At 45.2% G+C, this 14,283-nt stretch carries 28 protein-coding genes; all 28 read left to right on the plus strand.

The features are described 5' to 3' along the window. The first annotated feature begins 473 nt into the window (after positions 1-473). Positions 474-785: a 30S ribosomal protein S10 gene (rpsJ, locus tag AB4209_RS12865; RefSeq protein WP_004736761.1), complete on the plus strand. Its 312-nt coding sequence runs from the start codon at positions 474-476 to the stop codon at positions 783-785. A gap of 14 nt (positions 786-799) precedes the next feature. Beyond that, positions 800-1,429 (plus strand): 50S ribosomal protein L3, encoded by a 630-nt coding sequence (gene rplC, locus AB4209_RS12870; protein ID WP_004736763.1) that lies wholly within the window; start codon positions 800-802, stop codon positions 1,427-1,429. A gap of 16 nt (positions 1,430-1,445) precedes the next feature. Further along, positions 1,446-2,048 (plus strand): 50S ribosomal protein L4, encoded by a 603-nt coding sequence (gene rplD / locus AB4209_RS12875; RefSeq protein ID WP_004738803.1) that lies wholly within the window; start codon positions 1,446-1,448, stop codon positions 2,046-2,048. Beyond that, positions 2,045-2,347 carry a 50S ribosomal protein L23 gene (gene rplW, locus AB4209_RS12880; RefSeq protein ID WP_004736765.1) on the plus strand — a complete coding sequence of 101 codons (303 nt, stop codon included), beginning with the start codon at positions 2,045-2,047 and terminating at the stop codon, positions 2,345-2,347. The genes rplD and rplW overlap by 4 nt, the downstream gene beginning before the upstream one ends. 14 nt (positions 2,348-2,361) lie before the next feature. Then, positions 2,362-3,186, plus strand: coding sequence for a 50S ribosomal protein L2 (gene rplB / locus AB4209_RS12885; protein ID WP_010435149.1), 825 nt, complete (start codon positions 2,362-2,364; stop codon positions 3,184-3,186). A gap of 19 nt (positions 3,187-3,205) precedes the next feature. Further along, positions 3,206-3,484 carry a 30S ribosomal protein S19 gene (gene rpsS, locus AB4209_RS12890; protein ID WP_004736729.1) on the plus strand — a complete coding sequence of 93 codons (279 nt, stop codon included), beginning with the start codon at positions 3,206-3,208 and terminating at the stop codon, positions 3,482-3,484. A 10-nt stretch (positions 3,485-3,494) separates the two neighbouring features. Beyond that, complete coding sequence (rplV, locus tag AB4209_RS12895; protein WP_004736732.1) at positions 3,495-3,827, plus strand: 50S ribosomal protein L22; 333 nt, start codon at positions 3,495-3,497, stop codon at positions 3,825-3,827. 18 nt (positions 3,828-3,845) lie between these two features. After that, positions 3,846-4,544, plus strand: a complete 699-nt coding sequence (rpsC, locus tag AB4209_RS12900; protein WP_004736734.1) for a 30S ribosomal protein S3 — start codon at positions 3,846-3,848, stop codon at positions 4,542-4,544. Positions 4,545-4,555: 11 nt separating this feature from the next. Continuing rightward, positions 4,556-4,966, plus strand: a complete 411-nt coding sequence (gene rplP / locus AB4209_RS12905) for a 50S ribosomal protein L16 (RefSeq protein ID WP_004736736.1) — start codon at positions 4,556-4,558, stop codon at positions 4,964-4,966. Continuing rightward, the gene (rpmC, locus tag AB4209_RS12910) at positions 4,966-5,157 is read left to right on the plus strand and encodes a 50S ribosomal protein L29 (protein ID WP_004736737.1); all 192 of its coding nucleotides are present in this window, start codon (positions 4,966-4,968) and stop codon (positions 5,155-5,157) included. The genes rplP and rpmC overlap by 1 nt, the downstream gene beginning before the upstream one ends. Beyond that, positions 5,157-5,411 carry a 30S ribosomal protein S17 gene (gene rpsQ / locus AB4209_RS12915; RefSeq protein ID WP_004736739.1) on the plus strand — a complete coding sequence of 85 codons (255 nt, stop codon included), beginning with the start codon at positions 5,157-5,159 and terminating at the stop codon, positions 5,409-5,411. Before rpmC ends, rpsQ begins: the two co-directional genes overlap by 1 nt. A gap of 162 nt (positions 5,412-5,573) precedes the next feature. Next, positions 5,574-5,945, plus strand: coding sequence for a 50S ribosomal protein L14 (gene rplN, locus AB4209_RS12920; RefSeq protein WP_004736740.1), 372 nt, complete (start codon positions 5,574-5,576; stop codon positions 5,943-5,945). An 11-nt stretch (positions 5,946-5,956) separates the two neighbouring features. Further along, entirely contained in the window at positions 5,957-6,274 is a 318-nt protein-coding gene (rplX, locus tag AB4209_RS12925; RefSeq protein ID WP_004738792.1) for a 50S ribosomal protein L24, read from the plus strand. A gap of 24 nt (positions 6,275-6,298) precedes the next feature. Continuing rightward, positions 6,299-6,838 carry a 50S ribosomal protein L5 gene (rplE, locus tag AB4209_RS12930; RefSeq protein WP_004738790.1) on the plus strand — a complete coding sequence of 180 codons (540 nt, stop codon included), beginning with the start codon at positions 6,299-6,301 and terminating at the stop codon, positions 6,836-6,838. Between the two features lie 16 nt (positions 6,839-6,854). Continuing rightward, positions 6,855-7,160 carry a 30S ribosomal protein S14 gene (gene rpsN / locus AB4209_RS12935; protein WP_004738789.1) on the plus strand — a complete coding sequence of 102 codons (306 nt, stop codon included), beginning with the start codon at positions 6,855-6,857 and terminating at the stop codon, positions 7,158-7,160. 29 nt (positions 7,161-7,189) lie between these two features. Further along, complete coding sequence (gene rpsH, locus AB4209_RS12940; RefSeq protein ID WP_017061309.1) at positions 7,190-7,582, plus strand: 30S ribosomal protein S8; 393 nt, start codon at positions 7,190-7,192, stop codon at positions 7,580-7,582. A gap of 10 nt (positions 7,583-7,592) precedes the next feature. Next, positions 7,593-8,126, plus strand: a complete 534-nt coding sequence (gene rplF, locus AB4209_RS12945) for a 50S ribosomal protein L6 (RefSeq protein WP_017063712.1) — start codon at positions 7,593-7,595, stop codon at positions 8,124-8,126. 9 nt (positions 8,127-8,135) lie between these two features. Then, positions 8,136-8,489 carry a 50S ribosomal protein L18 gene (gene rplR / locus AB4209_RS12950; protein WP_004738784.1) on the plus strand — a complete coding sequence of 118 codons (354 nt, stop codon included), beginning with the start codon at positions 8,136-8,138 and terminating at the stop codon, positions 8,487-8,489. Positions 8,490-8,503: 14 nt separating this feature from the next. Beyond that, positions 8,504-9,004 (plus strand): 30S ribosomal protein S5, encoded by a 501-nt coding sequence (gene rpsE, locus AB4209_RS12955; protein WP_017061307.1) that lies wholly within the window; start codon positions 8,504-8,506, stop codon positions 9,002-9,004. 7 nt (positions 9,005-9,011) lie between these two features. Next, positions 9,012-9,188 carry a 50S ribosomal protein L30 gene (rpmD, locus tag AB4209_RS12960; protein WP_004736756.1) on the plus strand — a complete coding sequence of 59 codons (177 nt, stop codon included), beginning with the start codon at positions 9,012-9,014 and terminating at the stop codon, positions 9,186-9,188. A 5-nt stretch (positions 9,189-9,193) separates the two neighbouring features. Then, positions 9,194-9,628: a 50S ribosomal protein L15 gene (rplO, locus tag AB4209_RS12965; protein WP_004736758.1), complete on the plus strand. Its 435-nt coding sequence runs from the start codon at positions 9,194-9,196 to the stop codon at positions 9,626-9,628. Positions 9,629-9,648: 20 nt separating this feature from the next. Continuing rightward, positions 9,649-10,983 (plus strand): preprotein translocase subunit SecY, encoded by a 1,335-nt coding sequence (gene secY, locus AB4209_RS12970; protein ID WP_004738781.1) that lies wholly within the window; start codon positions 9,649-9,651, stop codon positions 10,981-10,983. Positions 10,984-11,024: 41 nt separating this feature from the next. Continuing rightward, positions 11,025-11,138, plus strand: coding sequence for a 50S ribosomal protein L36 (gene rpmJ / locus AB4209_RS12975; RefSeq protein ID WP_000868186.1), 114 nt, complete (start codon positions 11,025-11,027; stop codon positions 11,136-11,138). 148 nt (positions 11,139-11,286) lie between these two features. Continuing rightward, the gene (rpsM, locus tag AB4209_RS12980) at positions 11,287-11,643 is read left to right on the plus strand and encodes a 30S ribosomal protein S13 (protein ID WP_004738779.1); all 357 of its coding nucleotides are present in this window, start codon (positions 11,287-11,289) and stop codon (positions 11,641-11,643) included. Between the two features lie 19 nt (positions 11,644-11,662). Continuing rightward, positions 11,663-12,052, plus strand: a complete 390-nt coding sequence (rpsK, locus tag AB4209_RS12985) for a 30S ribosomal protein S11 (protein ID WP_004738778.1) — start codon at positions 11,663-11,665, stop codon at positions 12,050-12,052. 31 nt (positions 12,053-12,083) lie between these two features. Then, positions 12,084-12,704, plus strand: a complete 621-nt coding sequence (gene rpsD, locus AB4209_RS12990; protein WP_004738777.1) for a 30S ribosomal protein S4 — start codon at positions 12,084-12,086, stop codon at positions 12,702-12,704. A 22-nt stretch (positions 12,705-12,726) separates the two neighbouring features. Further along, on the plus strand, positions 12,727-13,719 hold the full coding sequence (locus AB4209_RS12995; protein WP_004729813.1) for a DNA-directed RNA polymerase subunit alpha: 993 nt from the start codon (positions 12,727-12,729) through the stop codon (positions 13,717-13,719). A 24-nt stretch (positions 13,720-13,743) separates the two neighbouring features. Continuing rightward, complete coding sequence (gene rplQ / locus AB4209_RS13000) at positions 13,744-14,124, plus strand: 50S ribosomal protein L17 (RefSeq protein ID WP_004729812.1); 381 nt, start codon at positions 13,744-13,746, stop codon at positions 14,122-14,124. Positions 14,125-14,283 lie beyond the last annotated feature (159 nt).

Below are 14,283 nucleotides of genomic sequence, written 5' to 3' on the forward strand. Positions count from 1 at the left end.
GGTGTTGTAGCTAAAATCTTCGCTTAATAGCATTTAGATTTTTGCACTCTCTTCATTAGAAGAGCACGCATCTGAAAAGGGGAGCTTCGGCTTCCCTTTTGTTTTCTCAAAAGAAATATTACCTTCCATCTATCTTCTTCCCTCTCGATACAAAACCAACTTCCAATAAATTGCGATTATTTTTCCAACACTACTTGCATACTAAAGTGTGATCTGTATAATGCATCGCACTGGCTAACGCTGGTTGTGAACCAATGAGCACTGAGGAGTAGGTCTTACCTAGTAATGTATACTCAGCTTATGTTCGCGGTTAATAAAAATAGTAAACTTCTTGTTTACTTCAAAAGTTAACTGACAATGCGTCCTAATTTTGGGTGCTACGGTTTCACATAAATCAATCGGCATTCTCTCGTTTTATCGGGTTTGAGTGGCGATATTGTTTGTGTAATTTTTAATAATTGGAGCTCTGTCTCATGCAGAACCAACGTATTCGTATCCGCCTTAAAGCGTTTGATTACAAGCTAATCGATGCTTCAACTGCGGAAATCGTTGAAACAGCAAAACGTACTGGCGCACAGGTTCGTGGTCCTATTCCACTTCCTACTCGTAAAGAGCGTTTCACTGTTCTTACCTCTCCACACGTCAACAAAGATGCACGTGATCAGTACGAAATCCGTACTCACAAGCGTTTGATCGACATCGTTGAGCCAACAGATAAAACTGTTGATGCTCTAATGCGTCTTGATCTTGCAGCTGGCGTTGATGTTCAAATCAGCCTAGGTTAAGGGAGATAAGAATAATGATTGGTCTAGTCGGACGTAAAGTGGGTATGACCCGCGTATTTACTGAAGAAGGCGTTTCTATCCCAGTAACTGTTGTTGAGGTTGAAGCGAACCGTATTTCTCAAGTTAAAACTCTTGAGACAGACGGCTACGCAGCAATCCAAGTAACTACTGGTGCTAAGAAAGCTAACCGTGTAACTAAACCTGAAGCTGGTCACTTCGCGAAAGCGGGTGTAGAAGCAGGTCGCGGTCTTTGGGAATTCCGTTTAGAAAACGGCGAAGAGTTTGAAGTTGGCGCTGAGCTAAACGTAGAACTTTTCAACGAAATTAAAAAAGTAGACGTTACTGGTACATCTAAAGGTAAAGGCTTCCAAGGCGCTATCAAGCGTTGGAACTTCTCTACTCAAGATATGACTCACGGTAACTCTTTGTCTCACCGCGCACCGGGTTCAATTGGCCAATGTCAAACTCCAGGCCGCGTGTTTAAAGGCAAGAAAATGGCAGGTCACATGGGTGCTGAGCGTGTAACGACTCAAAACCTAGAGATCGTACGTGTTGACGCTGAGCGCAATCTACTCCTTATTAAAGGTGCAGTACCGGGCTCAACAGGCGGAAACGTGATCGTAAAACCTGCTGTTAAAGCATAACGTCTAGGAGTAAGTAATGGAATTGATGGTTAAAGGTGCTGATGCACTAACTGTTTCCGAGACTACTTTCGGACGTGACTTCAACGAAGCTCTTGTACACCAAGTAGTTGTTGCATATGCAGCAGGTGCTCGTCAAGGTACTCGTGCTCAAAAGACTCGTTCTGAAGTATCTGGCGGTGGCGCTAAGCCATGGCGTCAAAAAGGTACTGGCCGCGCACGTGCTGGTACAATTCGTAGCCCAATCTGGCGTACAGGTGGTGTTACTTTTGCTGCGAAACCACAAGATCACAGCCAAAAAGTAAACAAAAAAATGTACCGCGGTGCTATGAAGAGCATTCTTTCTGAGCTAGTTCGTCAAGAGCGTTTAATCGTTGTTGATAACTTCTCTGTAGAAGCACCAAAAACAAAAGAACTTGTAGCTAAGCTTAAAGAGCTTGAGCTAAGCGACGTTCTGATTGTGACTGGCGAAGTAGATGAAAATCTATTCTTAGCTGCTCGTAACCTATACAAAGTAGATGCACGTGATGTTGCTGGTGTTGATCCAGTATCACTAATCGCTTTCGACAAGGTTCTAATGACTGCTGACGCAGTTAAGCAAGTTGAGGAGATGCTAGCATGATCACTGAAGAGCGTATCTTAAAAGTTCTACGTGCTCCGCACATCTCTGAAAAAGCAACTATGGCAGCTGAGAAAGCGAACACTATCGTTTTCAAAGTAGCTAAAGATGCAACTAAGAAAGAGATCAAAGCAGCTGTAGAAAAGCTATTTGAAGTTGAAGTTAAGTCTGTAAATACTCTTGTATTAAAGGGTAAGACCAAACGTCAAGGTATGCGTGAAGGCCGTCGTTCAGACGTTAAGAAAGCCTACGTTACTTTGAAAGAAGGTCAAGATCTTGACTTCGTTGGCGGCGCGGAATAACAGGAGTAGTAAAAATGGCTATTGTTAAATGTAAGCCGACTTCCCCTGGTCGTCGTCACGTCGTTAAAGTTGTTAACGCTGACCTACACAAGGGTAAGCCATACGCACCACTTCTAGAGAAAAACTCTAAGAACGGTGGTCGTAACAACAACGGTCGTATTACAGTACGTCACATCGGTGGTGGTCATAAGCACCATTACCGTGTAATTGACTTCAAACGTACTAAAGATGGCATCCCAGCGAAAGTTGAGCGTCTAGAATACGATCCAAACCGTAGTGCTAACATCGCTCTAGTTCTGTACGCAGACGGTGAGCGTCGTTACATCATTGCACCTAAAGGTGTTAACGCAGGCGACCAGATTCAATCTGGCGTAGATGCTGCAATCAAAGCAGGTAACACTCTGCCGATGCGCAACATCCCAGTAGGTTCTACTGTACACTGTGTTGAACTTAAGCCTGGTAAAGGTGCTCAACTAGCTCGTTCGGCTGGTGCTTATGCTCAAATCATCGCTCGCGATGGTGCATACGTAACTATCCGTCTACGTTCTGGTGAGATGCGCAAAGTTCTTTCTGAAGGTCGTGCAACGATCGGTGAAGTTGGTAACTCTGAGCATATGCTACGTGAACTTGGTAAAGCTGGTGCTTCACGCTGGCGCGGCGTACGTCCAACCGTACGTGGTGTAGTAATGAACCCGGTGGATCACCCACATGGTGGTGGTGAAGGCCGCACATCTGGTGGTCGTCACCCAGTTTCTCCTTGGGGCGTTCCTACTAAGGGCTTCAAGACTCGTAAGAACAAGCGCACTGACAAGTACATCGTACGTCGTCGCACTAAATAATTTATAAAGAGGAATCGCCATGCCACGTTCTCTCAAGAAAGGTCCTTTTATTGACCTACACTTGCTGAAGAAGGTAGAGAAAGCGGTGGAAAGCGGAGACAAAAAGCCTATTAAGACTTGGTCCCGTCGCTCAATGATCATCCCAACAATGATTGGTTTGACCATCGCTGTCCATAATGGTCGTCAGCACGTTCCAGTTTTCGTTACCGAAGAAATGATCGGTCACAAACTGGGCGAATTTGCACCAACTCGTACTTATCGCGGTCATGCTGCAGATAAGAAAGCTAAGAAGAAATAAGGAGTAGATGATGGAAGCTTTAGCTAAACATAACTTTGCTCGTATTTCTCCACAGAAAGCTCGCTTAGTTGCAGACCAAATTCGCGGTAAGTCGGTAGACCAAGCTCTAGAAATTCTAACTTTCAGCAACAAAAAAGCTGCTGTATTAGTTAAGAAGGTTCTTGAGTCAGCTATCGCTAACGCGGAACATAACGAAGGTGCAGATATCGACGATCTAAATGTCGCTAAAATCTTCGTAGATGAGGGCCCTATCATGAAGCGTATTATGCCTCGTGCTAAAGGTCGTGCGGATCGTATCTTGAAGCGTTCAAGCCACATCACTATTGTTGTAGCAGATCGCTAAAGACTAGGAGAGTAAGCAATGGGTCAGAAAGTACATCCTAATGGTATTCGTCTTGGCATCGTTAAGCCTTGGAATGCTACATGGTTTGCTAATACCAACGAATTCGCTGACAACCTAGACGGCGACTTCAAGGTACGTCAGTTCCTTACAAAGGAACTACAAAAAGCATCATTATCTCGTATCGTTATCGAGCGTCCAGCTAAGAGCATCCGTGTGACTATTCACACTGCTCGTCCTGGCGTTGTTATCGGTAAGAAAGGTGAAGACGTAGAGAAGCTACGCGCAGCTGTAGCTAAAATCGCAGGTGTACCAGCGCAAATTAACATCGCTGAAGTACGTAAGCCTGAGCTAGATGGTCAGCTTGTAGCTGATAGCATCGCGTCTCAACTAGAGCGTCGTGTTATGTTCCGTCGTGCAATGAAGCGTGCGGTACAAAATGCTATGCGTCTAGGCGCTAAAGGCATCAAAGTACAAGTAGGCGGCCGTCTTGGCGGTGCTGAAATCGCACGTTCTGAGTGGTACCGTGAAGGCCGTGTGCCTCTACACACTCTACGTGCAGACATTGATTACGCAACTTCTTCGGCTCACACTCAATACGGTGTGATCGGCATTAAAGTTTGGATCTTCAAAGGTGAGATTCTAGGCGGTATGCCAGCTGCTAACGCAGTAGAGCCAAAAGGCGATAAGCCTAAGAAGCAGCGTAAAGGCCGTAAGTAAGGAGTCGAACGATGCTACAACCAAAACGTACTAAGTTCCGCAAGGTTATGACTGGTCGTAACCGTGGTCTAGCTAAAGGTACTGAAGTAAGCTTCGGCGAATTCGGTCTTAAAGCTGTTGGCCGTGGTCGTCTGACTGCACGTCAAATCGAAGCGGCACGTCGTGCTATGACACGTCACATTAAGCGTCAAGGTCAAATCTGGATTCGTGTATTCCCAGACAAGCCAATTACTGAAAAGCCTCTTGAAGTTCGTCAAGGTAAAGGTAAAGGTTCAGTTGCGTACTGGGTTGCTCAAATCCAACCAGGCAAAGTTATGTACGAGATGAATGGCGTACCTGAAGAGTTGGCACGTGAAGCGTTCCGCCTAGCGGCACGTAAACTGCCTGTTAAAACTACTTTTGTAACTAAGCAGGTGATGTGATGAAAGCACAAGATCTACGCGAAAAGAACGTTGAAGAGCTTAACGCTGAGCTATTGAATTTGCTACGTGAACAGTTCAACTTGCGCATGCAAGCTGCAACTGGTCAACTTCAGCAAACTCATACTCTAAAAGCTGTACGCCGTGACATCGCACGTGTGAAAACTGTTTTGACTGAAAAGGCAGGCGCATAATGAGCGAAACTAACCGCATCCAGCAAGGCCGTGTAGTAAGCGACAAGATGGACAAGTCTATCGTTGTTGCTATTGAACGCACTGTAAAACACCCAATTTACGGTAAGTTCATCAAACGCACGACTAAAGTACACGCACACGACGAAGACAACACTTGTGGCCTAGGCGACAAAGTTGAAATCGCTGAGTGTCGTCCTCTGTCTAAGACTAAGTCTTGGACATTGGTTAAAGTTCTAGAAAAAGCGAAGATTTAATCTTTGTAATTCTATAACTTATAAGCGGCTCCAAATTATTTTTTGGAGCCGCTTGTTTTTTGTCTACCCAATTTAAAAAAAGGGTGGTACAATTCGCGTCCCTTTTAAAGAGGCAGCCCGACCCGAGAGGGTCTAGTTTTAATATTTAGCGGAGCACTAACAATGATCCAGATGCAAAGTACACTTGACGCAGCAGATAACTCTGGCGCGCGCAAGGTAATGTGTATTAAGGTTCTGGGTGGCTCTCACCGCCGTTATGCACATATCGGTGACGTCATCAAGGTTACAGTGAAGGAAGCGATTCCTCGCGGTAAAGTAAAGAAAGGTGATGTTCTGAAGGCGGTAGTAGTGCGCACCCGTAAAGGCGTTCGTCGCCCAGACGGTTCTGTCATTCGCTTCGACAGTAATGCTTGTGTATTGTTAAATGACACTACTGAGCAACCAGTCGGCACACGTATCTTTGGTCCTGTGACTCGTGAACTTCGTAACGCGAAATTCATGAAGATTGTATCACTAGCACCTGAAGTTCTGTAAGGAGCGGCAATATGGCAGCTAAAATCCGTCGTAATGACGAAGTAATCATTCTTGCTGGTAAAGATAAAGGCAAGAAAGGTAAAGTAACTAAGGTTCTGACAACTGGTAAAGTTATCGTTGAAGGCATCAACCTTGTTAAGAAACACCAAAAGCCGGTTCCGGCTCTAGGTCAACAAGGTGGCATCGTTGAACAAGAAGCAGCTATTGATGCTTCTAACGTTGCTGTTTTTAACGCGGCTACTGGTAAAGCAGACCGTATCGGTTTCCGTATCGAAGATGGCAAGAAAGTTCGTTTCTTCAAATCTAACGGCGAAACTGTTTCTAACTAATTAGAAGTAATTTGGAGTTCTACTATGGCGAAACTGCATGATTACTACAAGTCGTCTGTAGTCGCTGAGCTTACCAAAGAGTTCAGCTACACAAGCGTCATGCAAGTCCCTAGGATTGAGAAAATCACCCTAAATATGGGCGTTGGTGAAGCAATCAACGATAAGAAACTGCTAGAAAACGCAGCAGCTGATATGGCAACGATCTCTGGTCAAAAGCCACTTATCACTAAAGCGCGTAAATCTGTAGCTGGTTTCAAAATTCGTGAAGGCTACCCAATTGGTTGTAAAGTAACCTTGCGTGGTGAGCGCATGTGGGAATTTTTAGAGCGTTTAATCTCTATCGCACTTCCACGTGTACGTGATTTCCGTGGTGTTAGCGCTAAGTCTTTTGACGGTCGCGGTAACTACAGCATGGGCGTTCGCGAGCAAATCATCTTTCCGGAAATCGACTACGATAAAGTCGATCGTGTCCGCGGTCTTGATATCACTATCACGACTTCTGCGGGTTCCGATGAGGAAGGCCGAGCTCTGCTGGCTGCCTTTAACTTCCCATTCCGTAAGTAAGGGTAGGGTTACTGTTATGGCTAAACAATCAATGAAAGCACGTGAAGCTAAACGTGCAAAACTAGTAGCTAAGTTCGCTGAAAAGCGTTCTGCGCTAAAAGTTATCATTAGCGATGTAAACGCATCTGAAGAAGATCGTTGGAATGCGGTTCTTAAACTGCAATCTCTTCCACGTGATTCAAGTGCATCACGTCAGCGCAACCGTTGCAACCAAACTGGTCGTCCACACGGTTACCTACGTAAATTCGGTCTAAGCCGCATTAAGGTTCGTGAAGCTTGCATGAAAGGCGAGATTCCGGGTCTTCGTAAGGCTAGCTGGTAATTGCCACTTAATCATTTGGAGTAAATCTTATGAGCATGCAAGATCCGATTTCGGATATGCTGACCCGAGTTCGTAACGGTCAGGCAGCAAACAAAGTTGCTGTAAAAATGCCTTCTTCAAAGCTTAAAGTTGCAATTGCTGCATTACTTAAAGCTGAAGGTTACATCGTAGACTTCGCTGTTAACAGCGAAGCAAAACCTGAGCTAGAAGTTACTCTTAAGTACTTCCAAGCTAAACCTGTAATCGAGCAAATCAAGCGTGTATCACGTCCTGGTCTAAGAGTTTATAAAAATAAAGACTCTTTACCTACAGTGATGGGTGGTCTTGGTATTGCAGTTGTTTCTACTTCCAAGGGTCTGATGTCTGACCGTGCTGCTCGTAAAGCAGGTCTTGGCGGTGAAATCATCTGTTACGTAGCTTAAGGAGTAGATTATGTCTCGTGTTGCTAAAGCACCTGTCGCTATTCCAGCTGGCGTAGAGGTGAAACTAAACGGCCAAGAAGTTACTGTAAAAGGTAGCAAAGGTGAGCTTACTCGCGTTCTTAACAGCGCCGTAGTTATTGCACAGGAAGAAACCAACCTAACTTTCGGTCCGAAAGAAGGTGTTACTAACGCATGGGCACAAGCTGGTACAGCTCGCGCTCTAGTTAATAACATGGTTGTGGGTGTTACTGAGGGCTTCACTAAGAAGCTAACTCTTAAGGGTGTTGGTTACCGTGCTGCTATGAAAGGCAACTCTGTAGCTCTAACTCTTGGTTTTTCTCACCCAGTAGAGCACGCTCTACCTGAAGGTATTAAAGCTGAGTGCCCTAGCCAAACTGAGATCATCATTACTGGTTGCGATAAGCAAGTAGTAGGTCAAGTTGCGGCTGACATTCGTTCTTACCGTGCTCCTGAGCCTTACAAAGGCAAAGGTGTTCGTTACGCAGATGAAAATGTGCGTACTAAAGAAGCTAAGAAGAAGTAAGGTATCACTATGGATAAGAAAGCATCTCGCATCCGTCGTGCTACACGTGCACGTCGTAAGATTGCAGAACTTGGTGCAACTCGCCTGGTAGTACACCGTACTCCTCGCCATGTTTACGCACAAGTTATCGCGGCAAACGGCTCTGAGGTTATCGCAGCTGCTTCTACTGTAGAAAAAGCGATCCGTGAGCAAGTTAAGAACACTGGTAACGTTGATGCAGCTAAAGCAGTTGGTAAAGCTGTTGCTGAGCGCGCTCTTGAAAAAGGCGTAGCTTCAGTTGCATTTGATCGTTCTGGTTTCCAATACCACGGTCGAGTAGCGGCGCTAGCAGAATCTGCTCGCGAAGCTGGTCTGAAATTCTAAGGTAGGGTTGGAAGATGGCTAAAGAACAACAACAAGCTAATGATTTGCAAGAAAAGCTGATCGCAGTTAACCGTGTATCTAAGACGGTTAAAGGTGGTCGAATCATGAGCTTTACTGCACTAACAGTAGTTGGTGACGGTAACGGTCGCGTAGGTTTCGGTTACGGCAAAGCTCGTGAAGTACCTGCTGCGATTCAAAAAGCAATGGAAAAAGCGCGCCGTAACATGGTTACAGTATCGCTTAACGAAGGCACTCTTCACCACCCGGTGAAAGGTCGTCATTCGGGCTCTAAAGTTTACATGCAGCCAGCTGCAGAAGGTACAGGTGTTATTGCCGGCGGTGCAATGCGTGCTGTACTTGAAGTTGCGGGCGTACATAACGTACTTTCTAAAGCATACGGTTCAACGAACCCGATCAACATCGTTCGTGCAACGATTGGTGCTCTAGTAGACGTTAAGTCACCAGAAATGGTTGCTGCTAAACGTGGTCTAACTGTTGAATCTATTTCGGAGTAAGCACACGATGGCAACTATTAAAGTAACTCAAACTAAAAGCTCAATTGGTCGCCTACCTAAGCACAAAGCGTGTCTTAAAGGTCTAGGTCTTCGTCGCATCAACCATACAGTAGAACTTGAAGATACACCGTGCGTACGCGGTATGATCAACAAGGTTTACTACATGGTTAAGATTGAGGAGTAATCAGAATGCGTTTGAATACTCTATCACCGGCTGCTGGCTCTAAACCTTCTAAGAAGCGTGTAGGTCGTGGTATCGGTTCTGGCCTTGGTAAAACAGGTGGCCGCGGTCACAAAGGTCAAAAGTCACGTTCTGGCGGCTCTGTTCGTCCAGGTTTTGAAGGCGGTCAAATGCCTCTAAAACAACGTCTACCTAAATTCGGTTTCACTTCTCGTAAGAGCCTAGTGTCTGCTGAAGTTCGTCTAGCTGAGCTAGCGAAAGTAACAGGTGACGTAGTTGATCTTAACAGCCTTAAAGCTGCTAACGTTATCACTAAGAACATCGAGTTTGTTAAGATCGTTCTTTCTGGTGACCTAAGCAAAGCTGTGACTGTTAAAGGTCTACGCGTGACTAAAGGCGCTAAAGCTGCAATCGAAGCTGCAGGCGGTAAAATCGAGGAATAATCTCGAGGAACGAGGTACAGATGGCTAAGAAACCAGGACAAGATTTTCGTAGTGCTCAGAGCGGCTTAAGTGAACTAAAGTCGCGCTTATTATTCGTAATTGGTGCACTTTTAGTATTCCGAGCCGGCTCTTTTGTGCCGATCCCTGGTATTGACGCAGCTGTACTTGCCGATTTGTTCGATCAGCAAAAAGGTACCATCGTAGAAATGTTTAACATGTTCTCCGGTGGTGCTCTTGAGCGTGCATCTATATTAGCATTGGGTATCATGCCGTACATTTCGGCATCGATCGTAGTCCAATTGCTAACTGTAGTTCATCCAGCGTTAGCGGAACTCAAGAAAGAGGGTGAAGCAGGCCGTCGTAAGATAAGCCAATATACACGCTACGGCACGCTTGTACTTGCAACATTCCAAGCTATTGGTATCGCAACAGGCTTACCAAACATGGTCGACAATCTGGTTGTTATCAACCAAACCATGTTTACGCTTATTGCTACCGTGAGTTTAGTAACTGGTACCATGTTCTTAATGTGGTTAGGTGAACAAATCACTGAGCGAGGAATCGGTAATGGTATTTCCATTCTGATTTTTGCAGGTATTGTTGCTGGATTGCCTTCTGCAATCGGTCAAACAATCGAGCAAGCGCGTCAAGGTGAATTGCATGTGCTTCTTCTGCTGTTGATTGCTGTATTGTCTTTTGCTGTTATTTACTTCGTAGTTTTCATGGAACGTGGTCAACGTCGTATCGTCGTTAACTATGCGAAACGTCAACAAGGTCGTAAAGTTTTTGCAGCACAAAGCTCTCACTTGCCTCTTAAGATTAATATGGCAGGTGTTATTCCAGCGATTTTCGCATCAAGTATTATTTTGTTCCCAGGAACATTAGCGCAGTGGTTTGGTCAAAATGGTGAAAGCAGCGCGTTCGGTTGGTTAACTGACGTGTCATTAGCTCTTAGCCCAGGTCAACCTTTGTATGTAATGCTTTATGCAGCAGCTATAATCTTCTTCTGTTTCTTCTATACAGCGTTGGTGTTTAACCCACGTGAAACAGCTGATAACTTGAAGAAGTCTGGTGCATTCGTACCCGGTATCCGCCCAGGTGAGCAGACAGCGAAATATATCGATAAAGTGATGACTAGACTAACCCTTGCGGGCGCTCTATACATTACTTTTATATGTCTGATTCCTGAGTTCATGATGGTCGCGTGGAACGTTCGTTTCTACTTTGGCGGCACATCACTACTAATCGTAGTGGTAGTTATCATGGATTTCATGGCACAGGTACAGACTCATCTGATGTCACAACAGTATGATTCTGTGTTAAAGAAAGCGAATCTGAAGGGTTACGGCCGTTAATTCGGTGGTAACAATTTCGATTCCATTTACGGAGTTTAGCAATGAAAGTTCGTGCTTCCGTTAAAAAAATCTGCCGTAACTGTAAAGTTATCAAGCGTAACGGTGTCGTTCGCGTGATTTGCAGTGAGCCAAAGCATAAGCAACGCCAAGGCTAATTAGCAGAAATTTTTACTTGAAATACAAGGTAGAGTCGAGTATATTCCTCGGCCTACCTTTTGCGTGCAAAAGAAGTAGTATGCCGCAGCGTATCCATAACGGGCTTTGCTGCGGATAATTCTTTTATGAACCCCTTAGGAGTGAATAATGGCCCGTATAGCCGGCATTAACATTCCTGATCATAAGCATTCTGTAATTGCACTTACTGCAATCTACGGTATCGGTAAAACTCGCTCTCAAGCTATTCTAGCTGAAGTGGGTATTGCTGAAGATGCTAAGATCAGTGAACTAACTGAAGAGCAGATCGATCAACTGCGTGATGGTGTAGCTAAGTACACTGTAGAAGGTGATCTACGTCGTGAAGTATCGATGAACATCAAGCGTCTTATGGACCTTGGCTGTTACCGCGGTCTTCGTCATCGTCGCAGTCTACCACTACGTGGACAGCGTACTAAAACCAACGCTCGCACCCGTAAGGGTCCGCGCAAGCCGATCAAGAAATAGTCGGATAAGGTAGAGTACAATGGCAAAACAACCAACTCGCGCGCGTAAGCGCGTACGCAAGCAAGTAGCTGATGGCGTAGCGCACATTCATGCTTCTTTCAACAACACAATCGTAACTATCACTGACCGTCAAGGCAACGCTCTTGCATGGGCTACAGCAGGTGGTTCAGGTTTCCGTGGTTCTCGTAAATCTACTCCGTTCGCAGCACAAGTTGCAGCTGAGCGTTGTGGTGAAATGGCTAAAGAATATGGCCTAAAGAACTTGGAAGTTATGGTTAAGGGTCCAGGTCCAGGTCGCGAATCTACTGTTCGTGCACTGAACGCTGCTGGTTTCCGTATCACTAACATTGTTGATGCGACACCAATCCCTCATAACGGTTGTCGTCCACCTAAGAAACGTCGCGTTTAAGTTTCGTTTCTAGGAATATTGGAGAAAGATCATGGCAAGATATTTGGGTCCTAAGCTTAAGCTTAGCCGTCGCGAAGGTACTGACTTATTCCTTAAGTCTGGTGTCCGTGCGATCGATACCAAGTGTAAAATTGATAACGCACCAGGTGTACACGGCGCTCGTCGCGGTCGTCTATCTGAGTATGGCGTTCAGCTTCGTGAGAAGCAAAAAGTTCGTCGTATCTACGGCGTTCTAGAAAAACAATTCCGCAACTACTACAAAGAAGCTGCACGTCTTAAAGGCAACACAGGTGCAAACCTGCTTCAGCTTCTTGAAGGTCGTCTTGATAACGTAGTTTACCGTATGGGCTTTGGCGCTACTCGTGCTGAATCTCGTCAACTAGTTAGCCACAAGTCTATTCTAGTTAACGGTAAAGTTGTAAACGTTCCTTCTTTCAAAGTAGCGGCAAACGACGTTGTTTCTATCCGCGAGAAAGCTAAACAGCAATCTCGTATTAAAGCGGCTCTAGAAGTTGCTGAACAACGTGAAAAGCCAACTTGGATTGAAGTAGATGCTGGCAAAATGGAAGGTACATTCAAGCGTATGCCTGAGCGTTCTGACCTATCAGCTGACATCAATGAACACTTGATCGTCGAACTTTACTCTAAGTAAGGTTAAAAAAAGAGAGGACACAATGCAGGGTTCTGTAACAGAATTTCTTAAGCCGCGTCTTGTTGACATTGAACAGATCAATACGACACACGCGAAAGTAACTCTTGAGCCATTAGAGCGCGGTTTCGGCCACACTCTAGGTAATGCTCTTCGCCGCATTCTTCTATCTTCTATGCCGGGTTGTGCCGTAACAGAAGTTGAAATTGAAGGTGTGCTACACGAATACAGCACTAAAGAAGGCGTTCAGGAAGATATCCTGGAAATCCTTCTAAACCTTAAAGGTTTGGCTGTACGCGTTGCTGAAGGCAAAGATGAAGTGTTTATTACACTGAACAAATCAGGCTCAGGCCCTGTTGTTGCAGGTGACATCACCCACGATGGTGATGTAGAGATCGCTAACCCTGAGCACGTAATTTGTCACCTAACGGATGACAACGCTGAGATCGCTATGCGTATCAAAGTAGAACGTGGTCGTGGTTACGTTCCAGCTTCAGCTCGTATCCATACTGAAGAAGATGAGCGTCCTATCGGTCGTCTACTAGTTGACGCTACTTACAGCCCGGTTGATAAAATCGCTTACGCTGTAGAAGCGGCACGTGTAGAACAACGTACTGATTTAGACAAGCTTGTTATCGATATGGAAACGAACGGTACTCTAGAACCTGAGGAAGCAATCCGTCGTGCAGCTACTATTTTAGCTGAACAATTGGATGCGTTCGTAGATCTTCGTGATGTACGTGTACCTGAGGAGAAGGAAGAGAAGCCAGAATTCGATCCTATCCTACTACGTCCTGTAGACGATCTTGAACTAACAGTTCGCTCTGCTAACTGTTTGAAAGCAGAAGCGATTCACTACATCGGTGATCTTGTACAGCGCACTGAGGTTGAGCTACTTAAAACGCCAAACCTTGGTAAGAAATCTCTTACAGAGATTAAAGATGTGCTTGCTTCACGTGGTCTTTCTCTAGGCATGCGTCTAGAAAACTGGCCACCAGCGTCAATCGCTGAAGATTAATCGAAAAGTTAGAAGGATTAGGTCATGCGCCATCGTAAAAGTGGTCGTCAACTCAACCGCAACAGCAGTCATCGCAAAGCGATGTTCAGCAACATGGCTAGCTCTCTTGTTCGTCACGAAGTTATTAAAACTACCGTGCCTAAAGCAAAAGAACTACGTCGCGTAATTGAGCCATTGATTACCCTAGCTAAGACAGACAGTGTTGCTAACCGTCGTCTTGCATTTGCTCGCACTCGTGATAACGAAGTTGTGGCAAAACTATTTAATGAACTAGGCCCGCGTTTCGCGGCTCGCCAAGGTGGTTACACTCGCATTCTTAAATGTGGTTTCCGTACTGGTGATAAAGCTCCAATGGCTTACATTGAGCTTGTAGACCGCCCAGCTGCTGAAGAAGCTGCTGAGTAATCTATACTAGATTCTTAATACAAAAGCCGAGCATTAGCTCGGCTTTTTTGTGTCTGTAGAACAAGGAAAAGATAATAGAAATTGCACCATGATGTTTGGCACTTTTTGCTTGTCTTATCTGCTCCAATTTTCAAAAATGTCTCGTATCTCGTATCTCGT

The sequence above is a fragment of the Vibrio sp. 10N.286.48.C11 genome, from assembly GCF_041469805.1.
GTDB classification, from domain to species: Bacteria; Pseudomonadota; Gammaproteobacteria; order Enterobacterales; family Vibrionaceae; genus Vibrio; species Vibrio crassostreae_C.